This window comes from Microvirga sp. KLBC 81 (assembly GCF_003075415.1).
GTDB lineage: Bacteria > Pseudomonadota > Alphaproteobacteria > Rhizobiales > Beijerinckiaceae > Microvirga.
Genome location: NZ_QDAH01000004.1, coordinates 59832 through 85310, shown reverse-complemented (window position 1 = coordinate 85310; position 25479 = coordinate 59832). Strand labels below are relative to the sequence as shown.

Genomic DNA, 25479 nt, shown 5'->3' with positions numbered 1-25479 from the left:
GATAAGGCTCTAGGCGATCCACCAACGGCGCATTCCATCATGGCTCATGTCAATGCAGAATGCGCTCGAACACGGCCCTCACCTGCTGCCGCATCTCGTTCATGTGCGTCAGCAGAACGTTGGCATCCGGCAGGCCCGCGACCGTGGCGAGGCGCTTGAGGATGGCAGGAGGAGTTTTCGCAGGATCGAAGGAGCCCTCGATGGTGAGGCGCTGCCACTGGAAAATAAGGCTGAATTGACGGTGAGCTTCGACGAGTGCCCTGGCATCGTCCTCTGACAGAAGGCCAGCCTTACAGGCCTCCTGAAACACTGCTTCCGGCCGGAGACCGCTGAGGCTCCGATGCTCCGCCGCATGGGCCAGAACCAGGGCCTGGGCGATGAAGTCGAGATCGGTCAGGCCACCCCTGGCGAGCTTGAGATCCCAGGGGTTATCATCGCCCTTTTCCTGCGCGATGAGGGCGCGCATGTCGCGCACTTCCTTGCAGACATGCAAAGGGTCACGTTTCGCCGCAACGATTTCATGGATCGCGGCCTCGACCCGTCGTGCAAACTCGCTATCGCCCGTCAGCACCCGGGTCCGCGTGAGAGCCATGTGTTCCCATAGATCAGCCTCGCCCTGCTGATAAGCGACGAAGCCTTTGAACTGAGAGGCGACGGGCCCCTTTCCTCCTTGAGGGCGGAGGCGCAGGTCGACTTCGTAGAGGAGCCCTCGCCGCGTGGGAACGGTGAGCGCCGCCACGAGACGCTGGGTCAGGCGCGTGAAGTAGACCACCACGTCGAGCGAGCGAGCCCCTGTGCTTTCGCGCCGCTCCTCGTCAAAATCGTAGATGACCACGAGGTCGAGGTCCGAGCCTGCCGTGAGTTCCTTCGTGCCGAGGCGTCCCAGCCCGAGGATGACGATTTCCGCGCCCGGCACTGTACCATGTTCGGCCTCGAACTCCTGGCGCACGCGCTCGAACGAAACGCGGACGATGGCTGTTGCAATGGCCGCATAGGCCTCACCTGCCTGTGCCGGGGAGATGATGTCGGAGAGAAGGCGCGCGCCGGTGATGAATCGCATCTGCCGTGCCGCATCGCGGGCACGGTCGAGAAAGTCCTCATAGCTTTCGGGATTGCCGATGGTCTGCCTTACCTGCTGTTCGATGGCCGCTTCATCGACAAGCGGAACGTTGAAGGCCGGGTCGATCAGCACGTCGAGAACGTGGGGAGATTGCGCCACGGTATTGGCAAGGCGCGGAGCCGTTCCGAGCAAGTCCGCGAAGCGCAGGCGCAGTTTGTCGTGGGATTGGAGGATAGTGAGGAGTTCTACGGCAGCCGGCATGCGGCCGAAGGCGCTGTCGAGCGCGGCCAGAGCGCCATCGGGATCGGCTGTGCCGCCGAGAGCTGAGAGCAGAGCGGGTGTGAGTTCCGTCAACACCTCGCGGGCGCGCTGGCTCGTGATGGCTGCACGCCGGCCGAAATGCCAGCCACGCACGGTCTCGGCTGCTTTCTCGGGCTCACGGAAGCCCATGCGCTGAAGCGTGGCGAGCGTCTCGGGATCGTCAGTCGTACCGGTGAAGACGAGGCTTCCCACTTCGGAGGCGAGTTCCGGTCCCTCCTCGAAGAGCAGCGCATAATGGCCCTGTACGATCTTAGCCTGATCCGTCAGGGCTTTTGAGAAGGCCTTGAGATTGGGATAGCCGCAGAATTTCGCAAAGCGCTTGAGGTCCTCCTCGTCCGAGGGCAAGCGCTGGGTCTGCTCGTCCGCGACCATCTGCAGCCGATGCTCGATGGTACGCAGGAAGCGATAGGCATGGGAGAGTTCATCGCGGGCCTGCGCCGTGATCCAACCTTCGTTGTGCAGCTCGACAAGCATGTCGAGGGTGCGCCGTCCTCGAAGAGCGGGACGCCTGCCGCCGAAGACGAGTTGCTGTGTCTGAACGAAAAACTCGATCTCGCGAATGCCGCCACGTCCGAGTTTGATGTCGTGACCGGCCACCGCGATCTCATCGTGCCCGCGCACTGCATGGATCTGCCGCTTCATGGCATGCACATCGGCGATGGAGGCGAAGTCGAAATATTTGCGCCAGATGAAGGGACGCAGCTCTTTGAGGAAATTCTCGCCAAGTGCCAGGTCGCCCGCGACCGGGCGCGCCTTGATGAAGGCCGCGCGCTCCCAGTTCTGACCGAGCGTCTCGTAATAGACATAGGCCGACGACAGCGACATGGCCGTGGGCGTCGAACCAGGATCGGGACGCAGGCGATAATCGACGCGATGGACATAACCGTCAGGCGTCCGCTCCTGCAGCAGGCGGGAAAGCTGTTGAGCGATGCGGGTATAGATGGTGGTGGCCTCGGCGCCTTCTTTAAGCGCCGGCGTTTCGGGATCGAAGAAGATGACGAGGTCGATGTCGCTGGAGTAGTTGAGCTCACCTGCCCCGTGCTTGCCGAGTGCCAGCACTGTAACGCCCGATCCGTCGCCTGGCGTATCAGGATCGGGGAGTGTGATGCGGCCAAGATCGGCTGTTTCGGCAAGGATCAGATTCAGGCCGCCGGCGACGGAAGCATCCGCGAAATCGGACAGGGCTTGCGTGATTTGCTCCGTACTCCAAAGCCCGCCGATATCGGCCAAGGCCACGAGAAGGGCATGGGAGTTCCGGTTACGGCGGAAAGCGCTCACCGCATCGTCGCGGGTCATCTCGCCCGAGCGCACGCGGCGGAACAGGTTGGCCTGATCATAAATAATGGAGGGATGGACCACCTCCGTCTCCTCCAGGGCAAGCCGTGCCATACGCACGGGATCATTCGCCACGAGCTGCCAGAGGAAGGGAGAGTAATCGGCAAGCGCCAGAAGGAGATCGCGGAACAGCCCCTCCTCAAGATGCGGCAGAAGCGCGGCAGCCTCGGGCTCCTCGCGGACGCGCCCGATGAACTCAGTCAGCTGGGCCTTTGCCTTCTTGAGGTCGGAAACGGGTGGAGCTTGCGTCAGGCGGCTGATGAGAGAGCGGTTCTGGTTCGGCACGGCTAATCACCCATGGTCTAGATGGGGTGAGTGTTCATGCCATGGAGCAAGAGGCAACCGAAATCTGCCCTTACCTGCTTCGACTTCTGGCTCAGGCCGCAGACGGGAGAGCGGTCTGCTGAACCGGAACGTCCTTCAACGGCAGGACCAACACGACCCGCAGGCCAGGTGCATTGTCTTCCAGCACAAGGCTTCCCCCATGGAGCCGGGCCACGGCAGCAGCAAGGCTCAAGCCCAGCCCGAAGCCCGGACGCGAGCGCGCCGTTTCCAGTCGCACGAAGCGCTCCAGCACATGGTTGCGCTCCTCTTCCGGGATGCCGGGGCCATGGTCTGCCACGACAATCCTCACCTCCTGGCCGATACGCTGGGCCGACACGAAAATCGTCTGTGGACTCCCATCAGGAGCTGCGCCGTATTTCAGGGCATTGTCGAGGAGGTTGGCCATGGCTTGGCCCAGCAATTCGCGACTGCCGTGGATCGGCAACTCATTCTCAATGGAAACGTCGAGCGAAACACCGGCTTCATCGGCCAAGGCCTCGTAAAGCTCCGCCACATCCCGGACGGCTTCCGCGGCATCGAAGTCAGACAAAGCCTCACGGGCATTGCCGGCCTCAAGCCGGGCGATCATGAGAAGCGCATTGAAGATGCGAATGAGATTGTCGCTCTCCTCGATCGTGGCTTCGAGCGCTGCTTTCAGCTCGTCGGGCGTCTTGGCCGTCCGCAGCGCTTCATCAGCCTTGTTCCGCAGGCGCGTCAAGGGCGTCTTCAGGTCATGGGCGATGTTGTCGGACACCTCGCGCATGCCGCGCATCAGCTCGCCGATGCGGTCGAGCATATCGTTGAGGTTCTGAGCGAGACGGTCGAGTTCATCTCCCGTTCCGGCAACCTTCAAGCGTCCATCGAGATCGCCCGCCATGATATCGCGCGTAATATCCGTCATATCGTCGACGCGCTTGAGAACGCGCCGTGCGATGAACCAGCTGCCCAGGCAGCCCAGGACGCCGATGAACAACAAGGAGTAACCAAAAGCGCGGTGGATGATGTCGCGCAGGCGAATGCGCTCTTCGATGTCGCGGCCGACCAGCAGGCGGAAATCACCAGGCAGGAGATAGACGCGAACAAGAGCGACGTTCGGCTTCGTATCCGTCTCGTCCGTGCGATTGTAGAGTGTCTCGAACTGCCCGACGCGGTCGATCACACCGGGAGGCAGGGCTCCGACATTGCCGGCGATCCGCTCACCGACACTGGTGGTGACGAGATAAAGAGAAGCGCCAGGTGCGCGAGAGCGCCGATCAACCGAGTTCACAAGACGACGAAGGCCGCCGATCCTGTACTGCTCTGACAAACCGTTGATCTCTGCTTCGATGGCAGCGACGAACTGATCGGTCAGCAATCTCTGCGCACTCCAGGCCACATAGCCGAGCGTCACGAAGGCAAAGAGCGTGAAGATGAGAAGATAAGCGAAGGACAGCTTGAACGCGGTGGTCCGGAAGAGCTTGCCGAAGGCCGTCATGAGAACACACTCATTCCTCACCCTCCTCCGCCGAGCCTACACGGACCATGTAGCCTGCGCCTCGGATGGTATGGATGAGCGGCTTGTCGAAGCCCTTGTCGATCTTGGAGCGCAGGCGTGATACGTGAACGTCGATCACGTTGGTCTGCGGATCGAAGTGATAATCCCACACATGCTCGAGCAGCATGGTGCGCGTGACCACCTGGTTGGCGTTCTTCATCAGGTATTCGAGTAGCCTGAACTCGCGCGGCTGCAGCATGATCTCCTGACCGGATCGCGTGACACGGTGGGACAGGCGGTCGAGTTCGAGATCGGCGATGCGATAGACGGTCGGCTCAGAGCTCGGCGCGGATGCTCTGCGGCGAGCAAGAACTTCGACGCGGGCGAGAAGCTCTGAAAAGGCATAGGGTTTGGGGAGATAATCGTCGCCGCCGGCCCGCAGGCCCTTCACGCGGTCGTCGACCTGACCAAGGGCGGAGAGAATGAGAACCGGTGTCTCGACCTTCTGCTCGCGTAAGGAGCGGATAAGGGAGAGGCCGTCGAGTTTCGGCAGCATGCGGTCGACCACGAGCACGTCGTAATCCCCCGCCTCGGCCATGGCATAGCCGTCGAGTCCATCGGCGGCATGGTCCGCCACGTGGCCCGATTCCCGGAATGCCTTCACGAGGTAGGAGGCCGCCTCTTTGTCGTCCTCGATGATGAGAATCCGCATGGCCTATCTGTAACGCAATGTGAGCCCAGCGGCAGGCCGGCCCTGGAGGGGAGAAGGCCAACCTGCCGCGGGCAGAAGACACCAGGTGTCGGGGGCAATCAACACTAAAGGTCCTGGTGCCTTACTCATTGCCGAAGGATCAGACGCCCTTCGGCTGGCTGCCGACCTCCAGGGTCACCGTCCGTTCCTTACCCTCACGCCAGAGGGTGAGAGACAGGGTCTTACCGGGCGCGACCTGGGCGACTTTGCGGGAGAGGTCCTTCGCCTCGTTGATCGGCTGACCGTCAACGGCGATGATGGTATCGCCCGTGCGGACACCAGCCTTCGCGGCAGGACCGTCCTTGATCGCCTCGGCCACGAGAGCGCCCTTCGGCTCCTTGAGGCCGATCGCTTCCGCGATTTCCTTGGTTACCGGCTGCATCTGAACGCCGATGAAGCCGCGGGTCACCGAACCCTTCTCCTTGAGCGCCGTCACGACCTGGTCGACCGTGTTCGCGGGGATCGCGAAGGCGATACCGACATTGCCGCCGGACGGCGAGAAGATCGCCGTGTTCACGCCCACGACCTCACCCGAGAGGTTGAAGGTCGGGCCGCCCGAGTTGCCCTTGTTCACCGAGGCGTCGATCTGGATGAAGTCGTCATAGGGACCGGCGCCGATATCGCGGTGCTGGGCCGAGACGATGCCCGCCGTCACCGTGCCGCCGAGGCCGAACGGATTGCCGATGGCGACCACCCAATCGCCGATGCGGGCCTTCTGGCCGGCGAGGCGCACATAGGGGAAGTCATTGCCCTCGACCTTCAGCAAGGCGAGGTCAGTCTTGGGGTCGGTTCCAATGACCTTGGCATCGAGCGTCTTGCCGTCATCCATGGTCACCTGCACCTCGGAAGCGCTGTCGACCACGTGGTTGTTGGTGACGACATAGCCGTCAGCCGAGATGAAGAAGCCGGAGCCGAGGGATTGGCCGAACTGGCGGGGACGCTCCTGGCGGGGGCCACGGCCGCCACGCTCGCCGGGGAACTGATCGCGGAACTGACGGAAAAAGCGCTCCATCGGATGGCCGGGCGGCAAGTCCGGCGGCGAGAATTGCGGCCCATCCTCGTCATCGTCCCGGTCGGCCACGTTCTGGACCTTGACCTTCACGGCGACGACGGCGGGCTTCACGCGCTCGATCACGTCGGCGAAGGACGGTACGTTTTGGATCGGCTGCGACATGGAACGCAGCTCGGCATGGGCGGGATTGGGAACAACGAGGCCGGTCTCAACGGCACCGCCTGCAATCAGGGCAGCAACGGCCGCGGCACCGAGCCATTTCGCGCTACGCTTGCGGAAGGAAGTGGAAACCTTATCAAACATGTCTTCTCTCTCCTGAAAAGAACCTTTTTCGGTTCGTATTGAGAGGAAGATGGGGGTTGGCGCCTTACGGCACTCTCACCCCAAGATGAAATGTTGGTAAGGTTCGATCAGGAGATCGACTGGTCTCGCCTGAGCAACGCTTCCAGGGCCTTCTGCTCTTCCTCGTTGAGGGTTTCGGGAGCCTGAGGACGCCGGCGGATAACCGCATAGGCTCCAATCCCCCCCAGAACCAGCACGAGCACCGGGGTCAGCCACAGCAGCAGATTGTGGCTGCTGAAAGTTGGCTTGAGCAGCACGAACTCGCCGTAGCGCTGTACCAGGAAGTCACGAACCTGCTGGTCCGTATCGCCCGCCACGAGCCGTTCGCGGACGAGAAGGCGCAGATCCTTGGCAAGCTGCGCATCGGAATCGTCAATGGACTGGTTCTGGCAGACAAGGCAGCGCAGCTCCGAGGAGATCTCGCGAGCCCGCTTTTCGAGAGCGGGATCCTTCAGCACCTCGTCCGGCTGAACGGCGAAAGCCGACGCGCTGAACACAAGGGCCGCCAGGAGAGCAAGAACAAACCGCATGGCTCACTCCGCAGGAACGGGCGCGGCCGGGCTCGCCTTCGCCCGGACCGGGGCACCGATGCGCAGGCGCCGATCCGTCAGGGAGACGCCTCCTCCCAAAGCCATGACGAGCGCGCCAATCCAGATCAGCAGCACGAGAGGCTTGTAGTAGAGACGCACGCCAACCGAGCCATCGGGCTCCACCTCGCCAAGGCTGACATAGACCTGGCCCAGGCCGACAGTCATGATACCGGCTTCCGTCGTCGGCATGCCGCGGGTGACGTAAAGACGCTTCATGCTCTCCAGCGTCCCGAGCACCTGGTCCTGCCGAAGGATCGTGAACACCGCCACATCCTCCCGGTAATTGGCCTCCACACGAGGAATGACGCGCTCGAGTTTGGCTTCGTAATCGCCGGCCTTGAGGCGCTCGCCGAGTTTGAGTGTTGCCAGTCCTTCGACACCCCAAGCCGTGGCAGCGATGCCGATGACTGTCAGACCAACGCCTGCATGGGCCAGCACCGTGCCCCAGGCAGAGCGCGGCAGATTGGCAGCCTTGCGCGAAGCGACAGCCAGAGGCGTGCCCTTCGACCAGGAACGCGTCACGATCTCGTTGAGAGAGCCGAGAACCAGATACACGCCGAGACCGATACCGAGAGGCGCAGCAACAGGCCCACCGTATTCGAACGCGAACATCGCGATAGCAGCGAGAAGCGAGATACCGAACACGGCGTAAAGACGCTGAGCCGTGCCCAGGAAGTTGCCGCGCTTCCAGGCGAGCGTCTGGCCCAGCGGCAACAGCAGCAGGAGCGGAACGACCAGCGGCAGGAAGGTGAAGTTGAAGAACGGCGCACCGACGGAAATCTTCTCGCCCGTCAGAACCTCCAACGCCAGCGGATAGAGCGTACCGATCAGAACCGTCGCGCAGGCGGTGGCCAGGAACAGGTTGTTCAGCACGAGAGCGCCTTCGCGCGAGACAGGCGCGAACAGCCCACCCTGCTTGAGCATGGGTGCGCGCCAGGCGAACAGCGCGAGAGAGCCGCCGATGAAGAATATGAGAATGCCGAGGATGAAGCTGCCGCGCTCCGGGTCAACCGCGAAGGAGTGAACGGAGGTCAGCACACCCGAGCGCACGAGGAACGTGCCGAGTAATGAAAGCGAGAAAGTGAGGATCGCGAGAAGGACCGTCCAGACTTTCAACGCATCGCGCTTTTCCATGACGACCGTGGAATGCAGAAGCGCCGTACCGGCAAGCCACGGCATGAGCGAGGCGTTCTCGACCGGATCCCAGAACCACCAGCCGCCCCAGCCGAGCTCGTAATAGGCCCAGTATGAACCCATCGCGATCCCAAGCGTCAGGAATGCCCAGGCGCCGAGCGTCCAGGGGCGAACAATGCGTGCCCATACGGCATCGATGCGACCGTCAATCAGTGCGGCAATGGCGAAGGCGAACGAGATCGAGAAGCCCACATAGCCGATGTAGAGAAGCGGCGGATGGATCGCGAGGCCGGGATCCTGGAGCAGCGGGTTCAAATCCTGTCCTTCGGCGGGGGCCGGAATGACGCGCGTGAAAGGATTTGATGTGATCAGGATGAACAGCAGGAAGGCGGTGGTAATCGCTGCCTGCACCGCCAGCGTATTGGCCTGCAGCCGCTGCGGAATGCTGTTCTTCGCAAGCGCCACCACGGCTCCGAAGAGGGCCAGGATGAGGATCCACAGGAGCATGGAGCCCTCGTGATTACCCCACACACCGGAGAGCTTGTAGATGAGGGGCTTTGCCGAATGCGAGTTCTCGACCACGTTCATGACCGAAAAATCCGACGTCACATAAGCGATCGTCAGGGCGATGAAGGCAAAGCCGATACAGGCGAAAACGGCCAGGCCCGTGGCAGGCGCCACCGACATCAACACGGGATCGTTGGCGCGTGCGCCCCATAGCGGCACGATGAACTGGATCAGGGACAACCCGAGCGCCAGCGTAAGCGCGAAATGTCCGGCCTCGACCAACACGAGGGCTCTCCTTCTTACTGCACTTACTGCGTCTTCGGCGCGGCGTTCGCCTCGCCCTGCCAATGCCCCTGCTTCTTCAGGGCATCGGCCACTTCACGCGGCATATAGTTTTCGTCGTGCTTGGCGAGCACGGAGTCCGCGCGAAACACGCTGGCGCTTTCCAGCACGCCCTCGGCTACAACGCCCTGCCCCTCGCGGAACAGATCGGGCAGCAGCCCCTTGTAGCGCACTTGGATCGTGCTTTGAGCGTCCATCACCTCGAAGGTGATCTGCTGGTCGGTGCCGCGCTGCACCGTTCCTTCCTTCACAAGCCCACCCAGACGGAGGCGCGTGCCGGGCAACACGTTCTTGGCCTGAATATCCGCCGGAGAGTTGAAGAACACGATGGTGTCATTCATGGCGTAAAGCACAAGACCGAGCGCAACCGCGAGGATACCTCCTGCGATCCCGATCAAGGTCAGGCGTCTTTGTTTTCTGGTCATGGTCCGGCGTCAGTCAGTTTCAGTTCGCGTGCCATCGCATCGATGGTCTTCAACCCAGCGTCGTTTTGCGCCAGGGCTTGCCGGGCGAGCTGGGCAGCAGCCACGGCTTTGTCGCGCTGCCCGAGAACCGCATAGGACCGGATCAGGCGCGCCCATTCTTCAGGAGATCCACCCTGGGTCTCAAGGCGCTCGGCCAAACCGGACACCATGCGGGCAATGTCTGCCGCCCCTATCTGGGGAGCATCCCCCTGCTCTGCAACGGGCGGCTCGTCCCCAAGGCTCGCCAGGCGCTGCCTGACGACATTGACCCACGGAGCACCTTCCGGCGACGAGGAGAGAAGTTCGCCATAGGCCTGCTTGGCCTTCTCGATCTGCCCATCCTGCTCGGCGGCGACTGCAAGATAGTAGCGAGCCTTTGGCGAGGTCTTGTCCAACTGCACCGCTTGCTCGAAAACCTTCTGGGCTTCCGAGGAAACGAGACCGTCCTTGGCAAGGACCATGACCTCACCGTAATTGGCCAGCCGATCCGCGCTGGGACCTAGATAACGCACGGCCGACCCGTAGGCCTTCACGGCATCGTCGATGCGGCCCATGCGGATATACACCGGAGCCACCACCTCCCAGCCGCGGCCATCCTGCGGGTTCTGGGCCAAGTGCGCTTCGATCTGCGAGACCGCGGCCATCAGATCCATCTTGTCACCGGGGACCTGAGCCTGTTGCTCCTGCGGATGGGTCAGGAGATGCGGCGAGCCATAAGCTCCGTAGACTGCGAGAGCGATAATCGGGATCACGGACAGAGCCAGTGTCGAAGCGGCTCTGCGGCGGCGCAGCGCCGGCTCTCCCACGGCGGCGGAAGCATCGGCCGCCGTCATGCCGGTGGCACGCAGAAGGCGCCGCCCGGCCTCCGCCTTGGCCGCCTCGGCCTCGCTCGGGAGCAGCACTCCGCGCTCACGGTCCCGCTCGATCTCAGCGATTTGCTCGCGATAGAAGTGGGTATCCGGGTCCGCTTGCTGCGCAGCGCGCGCGCAGTGGCGCGACAGCGGCCAAAGCACCGCCATCACGGCTGCCGCCGTCATCAGCAAGAGTATGATCCAGATCACCATAAAATCCTAATTACTCCGAGTCCCCGTCAAGCACGACGGTGGCACGGTGTCACGCGTAAAAATACATAGGATTAGCCTCTATCCCCCGGCAGCTCGAGCACGGCGCGCAAACCGCCGAGAGGAGCGGCTTCGAGCTTGAGCGATCCACGGTAGAGGGTTGCAAGATCAGTGACGATGGAAAGCCCCAGACCCGAACCAGGCTTCGTCTCGTCGAGACGGCGGCCACGCTTGAGAACCTCGGCTCTCGCCGCTTCCGGGAGACCTGGGCCGTCATCGTCGATGAGCAGACGGAACCGGGGGCGATCATCATCCTCGCGAATGACCTCGACGGAGATCTCTACCTTGCCCGTAGCCCATTTGGCCGCATTGTCGATCAGGTTTCCCGCCATTTCCTCCAGGTCCTGCTTTTCGCCCCTGAAACGCAGGTCCCGCGGAACCGCGAGCTCGACCGCAAGATCCTTGTCGCGGTAAATTTTAGCGAACGTGCGGGCGAGGCCAGCAATCACCGGCTCCACATCCGTCAGCGTTCCCAGCGTTCCGGCCAGAGCCGCCGCGCGAGCACGGTCAAGATAATAGTTCACCTGATCCCGCATCAGGGTTGCCTGCTCACGCACCCGGGCCGCCACCTCGTCGGGAGCATTCTCTGCTTCATTCATGATGATGCTGAGAGGGGTCTTCAGGGCATGAGCCAGATTACCGACCTGCGTGCGAGCGCGCTCCAAAATCTCCCGGTTCGTATCGAGCAGAAGGTTCAACTCGCTCGCGAGCGGGGAAATGTCGCGCGGGTACTCTCCGACGATCCTCTCCGCCTCCCCGCGCCGGATAGCGCTAAGCGCACTGCGAAGATTGGCCAGGGGTCGCAAGCCAAAGCGGATCTGGAGAAGAGTGGAAAAGCCGAGCGCGAGCCCAAGCAGCGCGAAGGTGATGGTCAGGGCGAAGAGAAAGTCGCGCACACCCACATCGATTTCATCGGCTGGACCCGCCACGCGAATGACGTAACGGCCGTCTTCGCCGAGATCGATGTCGCGCTCGATAATGCGAAGATTCCGCTCGTCCGGCGCCTTGCCATAGCCACGGCGAATTTGCCCGAACCGGTTATCGCCGGACACCGCAAGGCTCGGCACCTGTCCGCCGAACAGGGATTTGGAGGAGCGGATTTCATCCGGCTTGGCATTGGGCCGCGCTACCTGCCAGTACCAGCCGGACAGAGGCAACTCGAACCGGGGATCGCCAATGGGGCCGAGATCGCGATCCGGATCGCCTGGTGCTACAAGGTTCGAAGCCAGGGTGTTGGCATAGACGAGAAGGCGCTGGTCGAAGGCCCTCTCCGTGCTGTCGCGATAGAGCGTCAGCAGGATCAACCCGGCAATGAGCAGGATTGCGAAGCTCCAGAAGACGGAGGAGACCGCAAGCCGGACAGCAATGGGCCGGCCAGCGAGACTTTTCAGGATCGGACGAAAGCCGCTCACGACTTCGTTTGGGTCTGGCTCGCGTCGAGGAGGTAGCCTAGTCCGCGAACGGTCTGGATGATGTCCACGCCGAGCTTCTTGCGCAGACGGCCGATGAAGACCTCGATGGTGTTCGAGTCGCGGTCGAAGTCCTGGTCGTAGAGGTGCTCCGTCAGCTCGCCTCGGGAAACGATGCGGCCGGTATGGTGCATGAGGTAGGACAAAAGCCGGTATTCATGCGAGGTGAGCTTCACCGGGTTCCCGTCTACCGCGACACGGCCCGAACGGGTGTCGAGCTTCACGGGACCGCAGGCGATTTCGCTCGTGGCATGGCCGGTCGCCCGGCGCAGCAAGGCGCGGACGCGGGCCAGAAGCTCCTCCATATGGAAGGGCTTGGTGACGTAGTCATCCGCCCCGGCGTCGAAGCCCTGGACCTTGTCACTCCAGCGGTCGCGGGCGGTCAGGATGATCACGGGCGTCTTCTTGCCGTCCCGGCGCCAAGCCGTGAGGACGGACACGCCGTCCACCTTCGGCAGACCGAGATCGAGGATGATGGCGTCGTAGGGCTCGGTGTCCCCGAGGAATTGCCCCTCCTCGCCGTCGAAAGCCGTGTCAACCGCGTAGCCCGCCTGTTCAAGGGCGGTCACGATCTGCTTATTGAGGGTCTTGTCGTCCTCGACAACGAGAAGGCGCACGTTTCGAGCTTTCTTTTCAGTGGACCGATTTCACACGTCCGGTGGAGCCGTCGATCATCACTTGCACGATCCGACCATCCTTTTGCAAGGCCATGATCACATAAACCAGGGTATCGCTGCTGCGGCAAAGATTGGCCCGCACCACATCCGCGTTGGGAACCTGGCGGCGGGCCGTCATGACCGCCGTGGCCGGCGCGACGACGCCCTTGGAGGCCACGGCCTCCTGCATTTCCCGGGGCGGCAGGCAATTCTGGAGAGCCGCCGTCGCACTTTGCGCGAACGCAGCCCCCATCATTCCCCACAGCGCTATGACCAGCCAAACCAAACGCATGCCCGCCTTATGCCTTTGCAGCACTGAACGAAGCCTGAATGCCCAATCTAGTTCGCAATCTGCTTGGTGGCCAGGATCCGGAAGACCGTGGAGGCGATGAAGCTGGCCGCCGCAATGAACTGGACCAGGGCCTCCTGGAAGGCTCCGGCATTCAGAGCGGAGGCATCGAAGCCGAACAGGCCAAGGATCAGAGCGGCAAGGCCGATCAGATTGGCCCAAACGGTCCGGCTGGCAAGAATGGTTTTGGTGTCTATCATGATATGTCCGCCTTGGACGGGGTGAGACGAAGATGCGAGCAGGATGGCCTCCCGCTCGACGTCGAGAACCCGCCTGCGCCACCCCCGCCCGAAGACGGGCCAGCTGGCGAGACGGGACAGAAAGCCGAGGCGCTCGTGCGTCAGGCGGCGAATCACTTCGATGACATCGGTGTTCCGGGCAGCCTCGATCGTAGCGGGGCCGATCAGCCCATCCACCGCGACACCGAGAACCTTCTGCAGCAGCATGATCGCACGGTCCGGACCCGAATTGACGGCAAGATCGAAGAGCACGAGATCAAGTCCCCGGGGGACTTCATCGGCGCGGACGGCATCCCAGTAAAAATGGCGATAAATCGCCGCCGCCTCCTCCAGCGTGAGATGACGGACTTCATCGATGGAGGCTGCATATCCTCTCACCCGGGACAGTGTTTGGACCGTGATCCCGAAATTCGTAGCACCTCCGGGATCCCGAGGATGCTGAACGAAACCGCCTTCATGCCGCAGGACAAGCATCAAGGCTTGCTCGAAAGGTGATGAAGAAGCTACCACGGCCTTGCTCAGAGCTCTGCATCCAGAGCCATGAAGGCGGAGCTTCCGAAATACAGGCTGCCAACGCCGCCCGGCGAGCCTGTGAACATCGAGCTGGACTGAAATCTCAGGACTAATGAGGAGGAATTGGCAGGCAGCGCTGTCGTCACGGTGAACGTGCCTGCGAGTGTCACCCACGCCGTATTGGTGTTGCTGTAGAAACCGATCTGGTTCCCGACGGGCGAGGTGTTCACCCACACGGCGCCGCTCGTCACCAGGGTCGGAGCGCCCCGCATCGACGTGGACAGGCTCAACGGGATATCGATGAGGTTGCTTGAAACCCTTTGCCCAAGGGTTCCCAGGATTTTCGGGGAAGTGCCGCTGACAGGCAGAGATTGGTAATAGCGACGGCAGTGAAACTCTTCCATGTCGCGCGCCTCACCGACCCAAGGCGTCGCGTAAGATCCAATCTCCAACTTCACGTGCCTGAAGGAACACGCGCCAGAGGGATTCAATCGGACGACAACGTGCCCGGTTTCTGACTCATCGAGCATGACCGACACGGAACGGCGCCCAGAACCGGCCGGAATCGTTGCCGTTTTCGTTCCGATCACCACCGGCAGCGGCTCGGATGGTTCTTCCACCGAGAGAGTCAGGGTCGATCCGCCGAGTGTCGCACGCCCACTTAATGCGGCGACATGCTCCACATCGATCACCTGATCGAGCGCTCCGATCAGCGTGATAAATCCGTCATCTGCGCGGCTGACAGTGCATCCTCCCGGCCCTCCCTTCCAGCGGTCGAAGCCATAGACTCCTTCACCTAAGGCACCACCGGCAAATCCTCTCTGATTGACGTTGAAAGGTGAGTTGATGAGCAGATTGGCGCGCGGCAGGTTCGACAATCCCTGCGGAAAGATGCCGACACCTGTCGTTCCGTCGAGGAACAGCGCGTCGATCCACCGTGCGCCATCGGGCGAGACGCGGATGCTGAAATTATCATTGCCGATGAGTCCCATTTCCGCCCGTCCGCTGAAGCCACGCTGATACAGCTGTGAGAGAATATTTTCGGCCCCAGCCTTGTTGAGCACGAAGCGCAGGTCTCCCGTTCCGCCCTCCTCCGCGCTAATGGCTGCGAACAGGGCCGCATTGAGCTTCGCAGAGAAACGGTTCAGGTCATCGGGAGCCGTTCCGAGGCCAAGGCGATCCAAGTTGTCGATGACGCGGCAGAAGTGACCGATGTCATGCCATTCCGCACCGTCGAAAACGACGATGGCGCTCTCCGCCTCGATATAAACCCTCCAGCCCGCACGAGGTGAGAAGAAGCGCCACATGCCGAGATCGAAGAGAGCGATCTTGGCCTCCTGGCCGGAGAATGCGCCGGTCGCACCCGTTCCGACGAGGTAACGATCTCCTTCGTCGGGAGTGGCGGGAGGAGCAGTGCGTCCGCGCTCCTTCACGGCCAAATGAACGAGAGCATCCAAGGATGCGAGCGCTTCGTTATGCGTGACATGCTTTTGCGCCTGCGCAGCAGCGAGCAGTGGCAGAGCCAGATGAGGCGTTGAGGTCATTGATGAGGTGCCGTGAAAAGAACAGGTGAATAATTTTCGTGTTGGAGAGTCTAATATCCCCCTCATCCTGAGGAGGTCACGAAGTGACCGCCTCGAAGGAGGATCCAGTGCGCGCTGGAGACGCCTCGTCCTTCGAGACGGACCTGATGGTCCTCCTCAGGATGAGGCTCAGGTTGGTGTTTTGTTATCCGCTCTTAGAGAACAGGAAGAACGACGCTTCTTTCGAAGCCTCGTCCCGCAACGGCGCTGATCTGCACGATGCGAAGGCCGAGCATCGTCTGAGAAATGCCGAAATCAGCGATCTCCTGCTCGGCAGTATAAAGGGCAGAGGCTTGTGTGGTCGAAAGCGTGCGAACAAGGATTCCTGCCTTCAGGACATCGATCTCATATCGCTTGGCATCCTCCGCCAGAGGCACATCGACGGCCTCCCACCCGTCTCCACCACGCCGCGTCCTACGGATCCACGAGATGCGCACTCCGCCTTCATCACGCTTGAGACGCACGTGAACCGGGCTCAGAGGCTTGAGGGCTTCACGCTCCACACCAGCCGCGATCTCAGTCATGGCCGGATCGGCATGATCGCGCCCTGCAGGACCGACCCTGTAGCGCCAGGTTAGGCCAAGATCGGCCAAGTCTGTCGTGAGAGGAGCAATCGCTTCGTCGAGGCGGACGATGAGGGCTCCCTCCGGTACGGAGCGACTGGCCTCCGGCTCCGTTCCCGCCAGCCCACGCAAGAAACGCGACAAACGGTAGGTACGCTCACCGATCATCTCGGCCCGAGCAGCAGAAAGGATTTCCCAGCGCCCATCCGTGCCCTTCACCGCAAACAGATTGCCGCCGGCCAGCGTCGTTTCGTCATCGAGGGAACTGATCGCGCCGGAGGAAATCTCGATATCGAGAACAGCCTGCGGATCCCATCGCCAGAGAGGACCTGGAGGCAACGCCTTTTTCGTTCGCCCGATCATGGCCGGAAGATCGATGATCCGATGCGGCTTGAAACTGGCGCCGGTACCCGAGCGCCAGACGGTCACTGCTCCCGGCCAGGGGTCTGCTGCAACCGCGATGTATTGCAAAGGAGTAGGATCGTCGAGAGCGGCAGGCAGATCGAGAATGACAACCTGCGGCTTGCCGGGAACAGGCGGCGGTCGGCGGACAGGCTTCGCAATCGAGGCGCCGGGCCTTTCGAAAACGGTAGGCTCTACGGCCCGCGTGCTGACCTTGCGTGCCGGGCCATCCGTGATCCGCACCACGCGGTGGAGTTTAAAGCCCGCATCGGTGGGCAGTGAGATGACGTCTCCAGGTTCAAGATCAATGCGTCGAGAGGATAGCTCGAATTCCGCGCCTTCCCGCCCCGCCCAGAGATCCTGCAGCCAGGCATCCGCCAGGCGCTGCGCTTCGGCACGGCGGGTAATCATGGCGCAATCGGTCCGGGATTCCCGCCGGCTCGACCCCGACAGGCGGCGAGAGGCCACGGCGGCGCGGCGATAATCCAGTTCGCTTTCCGTATAGCCGATCTCCACCTGCTGAGGCAGCTCGGTTTCCTGAGAGCGCGTGAGCTTGAGTGAGGGCTCACCCTCGTTCATCACCAGGTCGTCCTTCGTCAAAGCGATGACTGCCCGGCCGCCACGACCTTTCCAGGTGATCCTGCCGCCACTGGCAACCGCCTCGACACCGAACAACCCCATGAGAGGCTCAAGCGCTCCACGAAGAGACATGGGCCTGTCGATGACATAGCCATCCATGAAGCCGTCGACCGGGAGCACTCCCGGATCAGCCAAACCGAAATCCCTGAGAATGGCCGCGATGAGCCGGTCGAGCGGTGCGCCCTCGATCCTCCCCGTGATCCAATGACCGGTTTCCCAATTGGGCCCATCGCTCCAGACCGTATCGAAATCGGGGAAAGCGGGAAACGGCCGAGCATCCCAGGCCCAGACGAAGATGCTGGCTGGATCGACCATGCGCCCGTCATAGACCGATGAAACCGGATTGTAGGCTGAGGAGAATCCTCGTTGCGCGGGATCGAACCGGGACAGGATCGCCTCCAGGGCACGCGTCTGCACAAGGTCGTCACGCACGCCGCGAGAGAAAGGTGGATAAGCGGATTCCGATGATTTCGGATCGGGAAACACGTTCGGCCCGTTGGGGCCTTTGTCTACTGCCGGGACACCGATCTCGGTCAGCCAGATGGGCTTCGATTGAGGCTGCCAAGCCGTGACACTGGTTTCGGCGCCGCCAACACGCTCTACATGCCGGTTCGTCCACCAGGATACGAGATCCTTCGCGCGAAACACCCATGGCTTGTCATAGGCGCCATCGGTAATCGGCCGGCGGTTTTGCGCCGCACGGTCGGAAGCATTGGCATAGTGCCAATCGAAGGCTTCGCCGCTGCCTAACCTGCTGCGCAGATAACTCACATCGTAGATGCTGCGTGCGTCAGCCAGGTCCGCATGATCGGAGCTGTCGCGCCAGTCGGAAATCGGCGGGTAGTAATCGATGCCGACCGCGTCGATCTGCGCATGGCCGAAGAGCGGATCGAGCGGAAAGCGGACCTCGCTGCCTCCATCAAGAACATGGGCGCCGTATTCGGTCCAATCTGCAGCGTAGACAATCTTCGTGTCGCCTCCCAGGATGGGACGGATCTGCCCGAGCAGCGAGATCAGATTGCTGACGGCAGGATAACTTCCGGGGGCCTGGCGCACACGGGTGAGACCCACGAGCTCGCTGCCGATGATGAAGCCGTGAACGCCGCCTGCATCCCGGGCAAGCTGCGCATAATGGCGGATGAACCTGTTATACCCGTCGGCACAGGTGAACCATTGATCGATCTGGGTCGCCGCAGTGCTTGTTCCGTCGGGCGTGCCTGATTGTCCCGGCGCCGGGTGGCACGTCATGCGCCCGCGCCAGGGATAGGCTGGCTGGCCAGTGCCGCCATAGGGATCGGGCAAATCGTTTCCGGATGGAATGTCCATCATGACGAAGGGATAGAGAACGACTTCGTATCCCCTCTCCTTCAAATTTCTGATGAGGCGAATGACGGTTTCATCCGAAGGCGTGCCGCCATAGGCAGGTGATCCATTGACCAGGGAGACGGGTTTGGCCTCACCACGCGTTAAGCCCGCGACCGACCAGGTCGCACCATCCGTTGTCTTGGTCCTGAGATCGACCCTCGGCTCGGTCAGGCACGAGCCTGCTCTGAGATCGTTGCCGAACCAGCTGACCACGAGAGAGACGCGCTTGAGATTGGGGCAAAGCGCCTCCAGCGCATCGAGAGAGGCCATCGCATCGCTGGTGTTGCGCAATTGATAGCGGTTTTCAGGCTTCGTCTTTCCGAGATCGAGCACCTGCATGACGGGCAGCGTGTCATACCCGAACTCGCTCGCGCCTGGGATCAGGCAGACAGCCCGGATCATCCTGTTGAGGCCGTCCACCGGCCGCACCACCTCGAAGGAAAATTGAGGAATACGATTTCCGTAATCCTCCAACGGCAATCGCTCGAACACCACATAGGCCAATCCGCGATACGCCGGCGCATATTCTACACCCTCCTTCGCCACGATGAGCGGATCGGCAGCTTGGGTTTCCGATCCACGATGGACGCGCATGGTGATGGTGCTGAGGTCAATCTCGCGTCCATCCGCCCAGACGCGGCGAATGAAGGCGATGGGCCCCTCACAGAGACCGACAGCGAGATTGGCGAAATACGAGTAGGTGGTGGTGACCGTCTTCGGTCCGCTCATGCCCTTGCCACCCTGAGTACCCGACCGTTCGACATTGGTGTTCACCACCTCCTCCAGGCGCGTTGCCCAGATGAGCTGCCCACCGATCCGCGCACGGCCATAGACCCGCGGAATGGCTGCGCCTTCCGTCGAGGTGAGGCCGTCGATCTCCTTGAAGCGGGGCCCTTCGACGTATTTCGTATCGCTGCCGCCGAAGAGCGCATTGTCGATGGCAGCGCCTGCAAGACCACCGAGAGCACGACCTGCCATCGCGCCCAAAGGTCCGGCGACCATGCCGCCCACGACGGAGCCGACGGTTTGAAGAACGAGTGTGGCCATGGTCAGAGTTCCGGAAAGCGAAAGGCATAAGCGAGATGACGCCGCCACCAGGGCGCGAAGGCGACCTCGGCGACCGAGGCTCCATCATGGGCATGGATCATGGTGTCGGCCGAGGTCGCGATGGCGCAGTGCTTGGCCGGGAGAGCCTCGCGCCAGCGAAAGAGCAGGACGTCCCCCGGCTCGAATGACGCCACGTCGATCGCGATGAGATGACGACGTGCGGCAGCAACGAGCGTATCGGCGCCAGCCTCCGCCCAATCAGGCGAGTAAGGCGGCGGCAGCTCCGGCTCGGCTCCCATGACGCCTCGCCAGACGCCGCGTAAGAGACCAAGGCAGTCGCAGCCTATCCCCCTCAGGGACGCCTGGTGGCGGTAAGGTGTTCCAATCCACGAGCGCGCCTCTGCAATGACTCGCGAAGAGAGAGCTTCGCTCATTTGAACAGGCTCCCGCCATCGAGTCCCGGTTCGCCCTGCTGCGGCATGCGTATGATGAAATCGTTGCCGGGCATGTGGGGGAAGCCGCGGAAGTTCGGGACATTGCTGAACTTCCTGCGGCAGGTGGCATGGGTCTTGTCGCACCCTGCCGTCACGCGGAATGTATCGCCGACCTTGATCGCCTGCGGCGCGCGCTGCCAGAGATCGAACTCATCGGTGCCGCTGAGTGCGCGATGCACCTTGATCTCGACGGACAGACCTGCATTGTCGCCGCCCGTCCAGGTGAGCTTGCCTCCCGTGCACCATCCATCCGCGAAGCCGATCCCCGAGGCGACGATGCTGAGAAAGCCATCGGTTCGTGTGACCGTGCCCGTGTCGGAGTAGGTGGAGGACGAGAGATTCATGCCGCATTTGGCATCGCCCAGATCCGCCGAACAGGTGGCGCGGAACAGGCGCCCCCGCTCCTCGTCATAGCGGTGCATGAGCCCACGCACCTCCGCGACGAAGCTGCCGTCGGCGCGGCGGATCTCGCCAATGGAACCGAGATCGAGAAGAAGACGCTGCGCGACATCGCTCCAGTTCACGAGCCAGGTTTCCACGCTCGCATCATCGTAAAGGCCGGACGAGATGTCGTCTTCATTAAGCCCCGCGGACATGAGCGCGCCGGAAACCTCGCCGCCGCCCACGATGAAGCCGAGTTCGGCAGTAGCCTCCGCCGCTTCCAGACCAGACCGCGCGGCAAAGACGGTTCCGCCGAAGGTGAGATCACGGTCATGATCGGTGAAGCCGAAGCTCCTGCCGTCACGGCGGATGAGCTTCCAGCAATGGCAAAGCGTCGTCGCCCCGTCCGCCATATGGGCGGCAAGGTTCGAGGGAATTGTACGCATGTTTGTGAGGCCTTAAGGCACGATCTCGATCAGCGGGATCTGCGGAATGCCGCCCGCCTCGAAGGTGGAGAGATCGATGTCGAGTTCATCCGTGTCGAAGCGCACGGGTACGTCGAAAGCAAAGCCCGCCGTGATCACAACTCCAGCGGGCGGTGCCTCAGCGAAGGTCACGAGACCGGTCGTCGGGTCGCAGTTGAAGGCGGAGCCCACCTCCTGCTCGACGCCGTTGACGGCCACCTTCACCGAGCCACCCACGGGCTTTGTGATGGCGCGGACATAAGGCGCGAAGGAGGAGCCGTAGGTTTTTACGAGCTGGAAAGTCTTCGTCGTGCCATCACCTGTGCCGATCCGCTGGTCGAGGGGCGTCGGCTCCTTCGAGGGCGGGCCGGAGCGCCAATCGGTCCGGTCGCGGAAGCGGAAACCGTAGAGCTTGCCGCGCCGTTCCTCAAAGAAGGCGATGACCGCATGGAGCGCATCGACGGTTCTCACCCCCAAGCCCGCATCGTAGCGGCGGCGGGAGGAGGCCCAGCGGCTGTTGCGGTGCTCTCTGCCGGAGGCGAGCGTGACGATATCGGTCCGCCGCACGGGCCCTCCCCGGCTGCCCAGGCTGACATCGAGGGGGAAGCGGACCTCATGGAAGTCGGATGCCATGATCCATCCTTCGTGAACATGAAACGAAAAAAGCGGGGGTGGCGTTGACGTCCCGGCAGGACATTCAGCAAGGAGATGCCAGGCGATGAGCAACGCTCCCAACGACCTCACCGAGGACTTCCCGGACAAGGCCGATCGGATTCGTCAGTTGAAGACGAGCGACAATCACTTCGCGCGGCTCTATGACGAGTACAACGAGCTGAACCGCACCATTCATCGCGTCGAGACCCGGGTGGAACCCAAGCCCGAAGAGGTGGAAGAAGAGCTCAAGCGCCGCCGCCTGCAGATCAAGGACGAGATCATGGCGATGCTCGACAACAAGAACGCCTGAGCTTTCCTGATAATTACATCCCACGCTGCCCCCGGGCGACGGCCCGGGCCAGCGCGGCGGACACTTGAGCCTCGGACCGGCGGAAGCTCTCCGCGTCGGGCGTCGAGATATTGACCGTAATCGAAGCCGGGCGCCCTCCTCCGCCGGCACGCACGCCGAGCTTGCCGTCAGGCCCGCGGGCCAGGGGCATCACGGCCTCCGCCCCTCTCTCACCCATGACGCCGAGGCCACGACCTAACGGAAAGTAGGTTGGCGCCCCCACCACGCCTCCTGCCGCGAACGGCATCACCATCCCACGCGAGAACACACCGCCTTTGGCGAAGGGTGCGGCTGAGGCAGCGCCTCCTCCCGCGCCGAAAAGGGAGCCGAAAATCGAGCCTATTCCCTTGAAGAGACCGCCAAGCAGGTCTCCTCCACTCATAGGAAGCGAGCCTTGCAGGGGCTCGGCCGTCAACCCCTTCAAGCTCTGGCTCAAGGCGATCTGCAGAGGCCCGAGCGCGAGACGTAACCCTGTTTCCACAAGAGACTCGCGCACCTTCTTCAAAACAACATCGAATTTCTTGCCCTCGGCAATATTCTTTGCGAAAGCATTGGACAAAGAGTCACCGAATTTCTCGGAGAGGCTGATGAGTGTACCGAGCTGGCGTTCTCTGTCTTTCTCCCACTCCGATTTAGGCGCGTTAATGATAGTCTCTTGGTCTTTACCAGCCATAAAGCGTACCCTTCTTATTTTTTTCATGCCACTGATGGCGTTAGTGGCCTGCAATACGAAGCCACCGCAAAAGTTTATTTTCAACTCGCAAGACTTATCGCGAAAGCAGTTTTCTCAGGCGGAGGCCGAGTGCAATCTGGAAGCTGAGAAAGCTGCTATGCTGGCTACGAACAGCATCAGTGCTGGTGACAGATGGAAAAGGATCTTTGTTCTTTGCATGGAGGCAAAGGGCGCCAAATACGTTGGGACAACTGATCAGATTCCAGGATCCCAAAGAAATCCTGGGTAGGCCTTCCAATGCTAGCCCGCTCAACAGTTGCCGTCTTGATGCTTAGTCTCGCGGCGTGCGTCAGCACCCCGCCGACCCGGTCTTATTTCAAGACACCCGGGATCAGTGATGCTCAATGGAGCCGGATCGACGACGAGTGTGCGTACGAGGCGGAAAAAGCCACCGCCTCCGACTATTCGGGGGCCGTCTCCTACACATGGAACCGGCTTTACGCCCTGTGCGCCAAATTAAAGGGTGCAACCTTCGTCGGCAGAGTCACAATGCCTAAAGAGGAATGGAGGCGGATCAATAATCTTTGTGAGGGCGAGGCAGCGGCTGCCGTTGCCGGCAGGCCAGCTTCCAGAACTCGGGACGAATTGAAGGAAGATCTACAGGTTGAGTGTCTCAAGCGGAATGGGGCTGTGTTCCGGCAATCCTATTATCCATGAGATCCAACTTTCTCGAAGGGACTTGATCACCACTCACTGTCCGGAAACGCCTCCATCATCCGCTTCAAATCCTGGCAAAGCGCAGGCTCCATCCGTCTCCCACCACTCAAGCCCTCCCAAGCGGTGAACAATTCGCGCGGCGTTGCGCGCCAGAACTGGTCGGGGCTCCACCGCAGGACGCTCAAGCCCAGCATCATCGCGTCTTCCCAGGGGAAGACCTGCGGCTCGCTCAAGCGCCCTGCGGCTGCGAAGGGTTTGAGGGAGTGCTCTCGGCACCGAAGGTGACGACGAGGAGATCGGCGATGGCCGATGCGACGGGCTCGATGCCGCCCAAGAGCGGGAGGTTCGCCACCTCCGCATCGGTCACCTCATGACCGCCGCCGCGCAGAGCGGCCACCAATAATCTCAAGAGGTCGCGGCTCGACAGACGGCCCGTACCGAAGCGCTCGGCAAGAGCCATGAGATCATCGACGCCGAAGGCTTCTTCCAGCTCGGCCAGAGCGCCGAGCGTGAGGCACAAGGTGTAGCGCCTGTCTCCCAATTGCAGCGCGACTTCGCCGCGTCTTTTGTTGGCCATGATGTTCCTCTGCTTATCGTGTCATTCCCGGCCGGAGATGGCGCAGCCATCGGACGAGAAGGGAATCCACGATCAGGCGTTGCGCCATGGATCCCCTTCCCGGTCCTGCGGACCGCTGGGGATGACAGCTTTTAGAGTGCCACGAAGGTCAAGGCACCGGCGGATTCGAAAGCCATCTCGAACGTGACCTCGCCCGCGTGATCGCCGCGATATTCGAGGCTCGTGATCTGGAACGGTCCTTCGATGCGCCCGAAATCGGGAACGATGATCTGATAGGTGAGAATATCGCCGTCGAAGAACACCTGGCGCATGCGTGCATCCGAGGCTTCGTCCTTGAACACGCCGGAGCCGCTGATGCCGGCGCGGCGCACGCCGACGCCTGCCAAAAGTTCTCGCCAGCGCCCGGCGGATTCCGCGCTGGTGACATCGACGGTCTCGGCGTTGAACGAGATCTGGCGGGTGCGAAGACCGGCCACGGTCACAAAACCTGTACCGCCATCGCTGATCTTGACGAGCAGGTCCTTGCCCTTCTGAGCAGGCATGAGGAGGTCCTTTCGGAATACGGAGGAATGATCTTTGCTGGAAGAGGAGCAAGCCCCTTCTTGTCATCCGCGCGGAGGCGGGGATCCATAATCGCGACAGCTCTCTATCCTGCGATGTCAGCGGTTATGGATTCCGGGCTCCGCAGCGCGGCCCCGGAATGATGGTATCAGTGCTTCCTCACGCGCGTTCGGTGACGGCGCGAAGATAAAGGGTGACGCGGGCAAGCTGCGTGTCCTTGTCGCGGGCGGAGGCGATCTCCGCCACGCGCAGGTTCACGAGCCGATGACCGTCGAGGGTGAGCGGCGCATCGTCGAGAAGGGCGGCAAAGCGCTCGGCCGCCGAGAGGCCTGTGCGGGCGCTGCCGCGCTCCGACCACACCACGATGGTGAGATCCTGCTCGTGCCCACGATCCGTGTCGGTGGACCAATCCTGGGCCGTCACATCTCCGAACAGGGCATAGACGGGCTCCGCATTCCGAGGCGGCTCGTCGTACAGGCGCAAGGTTCCGCCCATGAGGGCCATCAGCTCCGCGTCACGCGATGCCGTCTCCAGGATGGCACGGCGGAGCGCGAGAATCGGGCTTGTCATGCCTTGATCTCCTCGACCCAACAGACGAGATCGCGCCTCGCGCCGTCCGGATCAGAGGCCGCGCGAATGGCGAAGCGGCGCAGGCCAGAGGTCAGGCGCATGGCGCCTGTCACGCCCTCGCGATAGCGCAGGGTGATCTTGTGGGTGAGGCTCTGCTCGGGTCGGTCCGCGCGCACGCGCTCGGAACCGGAGAGCATCTCCATCGCACCCCAGACCTGCGGACCCGGCCTGTAGGAGCGGATCACGCCTCCGAACCCGTCGGGGGTTTCAAGGGGCACTTCGAGAACGAACCGGCGCGCCCGCGCGCCGATTGAAAATGATTTGGCTTTCATCGGGAAACAGTCTTGAAGAAGGGAGAAACTCCATTGTCATCCCGGGGCCGCGGAGCGGAGCCCGGGATCCATAGCCGCAACAGTGCAGAAGAGCGTGGTCGTCCT

At 62.1% G+C, this 25479-nt stretch carries 24 protein-coding genes; 1 reads left to right on the top strand and 23 read right to left on the bottom strand.

Annotation, left to right across the window (positions count from 1 at the left end; translation table 11 throughout):
* Positions 1–49: 49 nt before the first annotated feature.
* From DC522_RS04390 to DC522_RS04310, 17 genes are all read right to left on the bottom strand, one after another.
* Positions 50–3001, bottom strand: a complete 2952-nt coding sequence (locus DC522_RS04390; protein WP_116527491.1) for a bifunctional [glutamine synthetase] adenylyltransferase/[glutamine synthetase]-adenylyl-L-tyrosine phosphorylase — start codon at positions 2999–3001, stop codon at positions 50–52.
* A 91-nt stretch (positions 3002–3092) separates the two neighbouring features.
* Positions 3093–4514 carry an ATP-binding protein gene (locus tag DC522_RS04385; protein ID WP_116527490.1) on the bottom strand — a complete coding sequence of 474 codons (1422 nt, stop codon included), beginning with the start codon at positions 4512–4514 and terminating at the stop codon, positions 3093–3095.
* A 10-nt stretch (positions 4515–4524) separates the two neighbouring features.
* Positions 4525–5226 carry a response regulator transcription factor gene (locus DC522_RS04380; RefSeq protein ID WP_116527489.1) on the bottom strand — a complete coding sequence of 234 codons (702 nt, stop codon included), beginning with the start codon at positions 5224–5226 and terminating at the stop codon, positions 4525–4527.
* A gap of 139 nt (positions 5227–5365) precedes the next feature.
* Positions 5366–6580, bottom strand: a complete 1215-nt coding sequence (locus DC522_RS04375) for a S1C family serine protease (protein WP_116527488.1) — start codon at positions 6578–6580, stop codon at positions 5366–5368.
* Between the two features lie 107 nt (positions 6581–6687).
* Positions 6688–7149: a cytochrome c-type biogenesis protein gene (locus tag DC522_RS04370; protein ID WP_116527487.1), complete on the bottom strand. Its 462-nt coding sequence runs from the start codon at positions 7147–7149 to the stop codon at positions 6688–6690.
* Positions 7150–7152: 3 nt separating this feature from the next.
* Positions 7153–9135, bottom strand: a complete 1983-nt coding sequence (locus DC522_RS04365) for a heme lyase CcmF/NrfE family subunit (RefSeq protein ID WP_116527486.1) — start codon at positions 9133–9135, stop codon at positions 7153–7155.
* A 23-nt stretch (positions 9136–9158) separates the two neighbouring features.
* On the bottom strand, positions 9159–9617 hold the full coding sequence (gene ccmE, locus DC522_RS04360) for a cytochrome c maturation protein CcmE (RefSeq protein ID WP_116527485.1): 459 nt from the start codon (positions 9615–9617) through the stop codon (positions 9159–9161).
* Positions 9614–10720 (bottom strand): c-type cytochrome biogenesis protein CcmI, encoded by a 1107-nt coding sequence (gene ccmI / locus DC522_RS04355; RefSeq protein WP_116527484.1) that lies wholly within the window; start codon positions 10718–10720, stop codon positions 9614–9616. The genes ccmE and ccmI overlap by 4 nt, the downstream gene beginning before the upstream one ends.
* Before the next feature lie 71 nt (positions 10721–10791).
* Positions 10792–12189, bottom strand: a complete 1398-nt coding sequence (locus tag DC522_RS04350) for an ATP-binding protein (RefSeq protein WP_245443951.1) — start codon at positions 12187–12189, stop codon at positions 10792–10794.
* A complete protein-coding gene (locus DC522_RS04345) occupies positions 12186–12863 on the bottom strand; it encodes a response regulator transcription factor (RefSeq protein WP_116527483.1) in 678 nt (225 codons plus the stop codon). The genes DC522_RS04350 and DC522_RS04345 overlap by 4 nt, the downstream gene beginning before the upstream one ends.
* Before the next feature lie 16 nt (positions 12864–12879).
* Positions 12880–13194 carry a PepSY domain-containing protein gene (locus DC522_RS04340; RefSeq protein WP_116527482.1) on the bottom strand — a complete coding sequence of 105 codons (315 nt, stop codon included), beginning with the start codon at positions 13192–13194 and terminating at the stop codon, positions 12880–12882.
* Positions 13195–13241: 47 nt separating this feature from the next.
* On the bottom strand, positions 13242–13964 hold the full coding sequence (locus tag DC522_RS04335) for a glycoside hydrolase family 108 protein (protein WP_116527481.1): 723 nt from the start codon (positions 13962–13964) through the stop codon (positions 13242–13244).
* A 44-nt stretch (positions 13965–14008) separates the two neighbouring features.
* A complete protein-coding gene (locus DC522_RS04330) occupies positions 14009–15547 on the bottom strand; it encodes a DUF2793 domain-containing protein (protein ID WP_165820048.1) in 1539 nt (512 codons plus the stop codon).
* Positions 15548–15741: 194 nt separating this feature from the next.
* Entirely contained in the window at positions 15742–19602 is a 3861-nt protein-coding gene (locus DC522_RS04325; RefSeq protein ID WP_116527479.1) for a glycoside hydrolase/phage tail family protein, read from the bottom strand.
* A 2-nt stretch (positions 19603–19604) separates the two neighbouring features.
* Positions 19605–20036 (bottom strand): NlpC/P60 family protein, encoded by a 432-nt coding sequence (locus DC522_RS04320; RefSeq protein WP_116527478.1) that lies wholly within the window; start codon positions 20034–20036, stop codon positions 19605–19607.
* Positions 20033–20923, bottom strand: a complete 891-nt coding sequence (locus tag DC522_RS04315) for a DUF2163 domain-containing protein (RefSeq protein ID WP_116527477.1) — start codon at positions 20921–20923, stop codon at positions 20033–20035. The genes DC522_RS04320 and DC522_RS04315 overlap by 4 nt, the downstream gene beginning before the upstream one ends.
* Positions 20924–20935: 12 nt before the next feature.
* Positions 20936–21574, bottom strand: a complete 639-nt coding sequence (locus tag DC522_RS04310) for a DUF2460 domain-containing protein (protein WP_116527476.1) — start codon at positions 21572–21574, stop codon at positions 20936–20938.
* 85 nt (positions 21575–21659) lie between these two features.
* Between DC522_RS04310 and DC522_RS04305 the strand changes: the two genes are divergently transcribed.
* The gene (locus DC522_RS04305; RefSeq protein ID WP_116527475.1) at positions 21660–21905 is read left to right on the top strand and encodes a YdcH family protein; all 246 of its coding nucleotides are present in this window, start codon (positions 21660–21662) and stop codon (positions 21903–21905) included.
* A gap of 13 nt (positions 21906–21918) precedes the next feature.
* On the opposite strand, the gene DC522_RS04300 is transcribed toward DC522_RS04305, so the two are convergent.
* The 6 genes from DC522_RS04300 to DC522_RS04265 form a co-directional block, all read right to left on the bottom strand.
* The gene (locus DC522_RS04300) at positions 21919–22617 is read right to left on the bottom strand and encodes a phage tail tape measure protein (protein WP_116527474.1); all 699 of its coding nucleotides are present in this window, start codon (positions 22615–22617) and stop codon (positions 21919–21921) included.
* Positions 22618–23360: 743 nt separating this feature from the next.
* On the bottom strand, positions 23361–23567 hold the full coding sequence (locus tag DC522_RS04285) for a phage tail assembly chaperone (RefSeq protein WP_256369832.1): 207 nt from the start codon (positions 23565–23567) through the stop codon (positions 23361–23363).
* Positions 23564–23911, bottom strand: coding sequence for a gene transfer agent family protein (locus DC522_RS04280; RefSeq protein WP_116527470.1), 348 nt, complete (start codon positions 23909–23911; stop codon positions 23564–23566). The genes DC522_RS04285 and DC522_RS04280 overlap by 4 nt, the downstream gene beginning before the upstream one ends.
* Before the next feature lie 131 nt (positions 23912–24042).
* Positions 24043–24453: a phage major tail protein, TP901-1 family gene (locus DC522_RS04275; RefSeq protein WP_116527469.1), complete on the bottom strand. Its 411-nt coding sequence runs from the start codon at positions 24451–24453 to the stop codon at positions 24043–24045.
* 178 nt (positions 24454–24631) lie between these two features.
* A complete protein-coding gene (locus DC522_RS04270; protein ID WP_116527468.1) occupies positions 24632–25042 on the bottom strand; it encodes a DUF3168 domain-containing protein in 411 nt (136 codons plus the stop codon).
* Positions 25039–25374 carry a phage head closure protein gene (locus tag DC522_RS04265; protein WP_116527467.1) on the bottom strand — a complete coding sequence of 112 codons (336 nt, stop codon included), beginning with the start codon at positions 25372–25374 and terminating at the stop codon, positions 25039–25041. Before DC522_RS04265 ends, DC522_RS04270 begins: the two co-directional genes overlap by 4 nt.
* Positions 25375–25479: the final 105 nt, after the last annotated feature.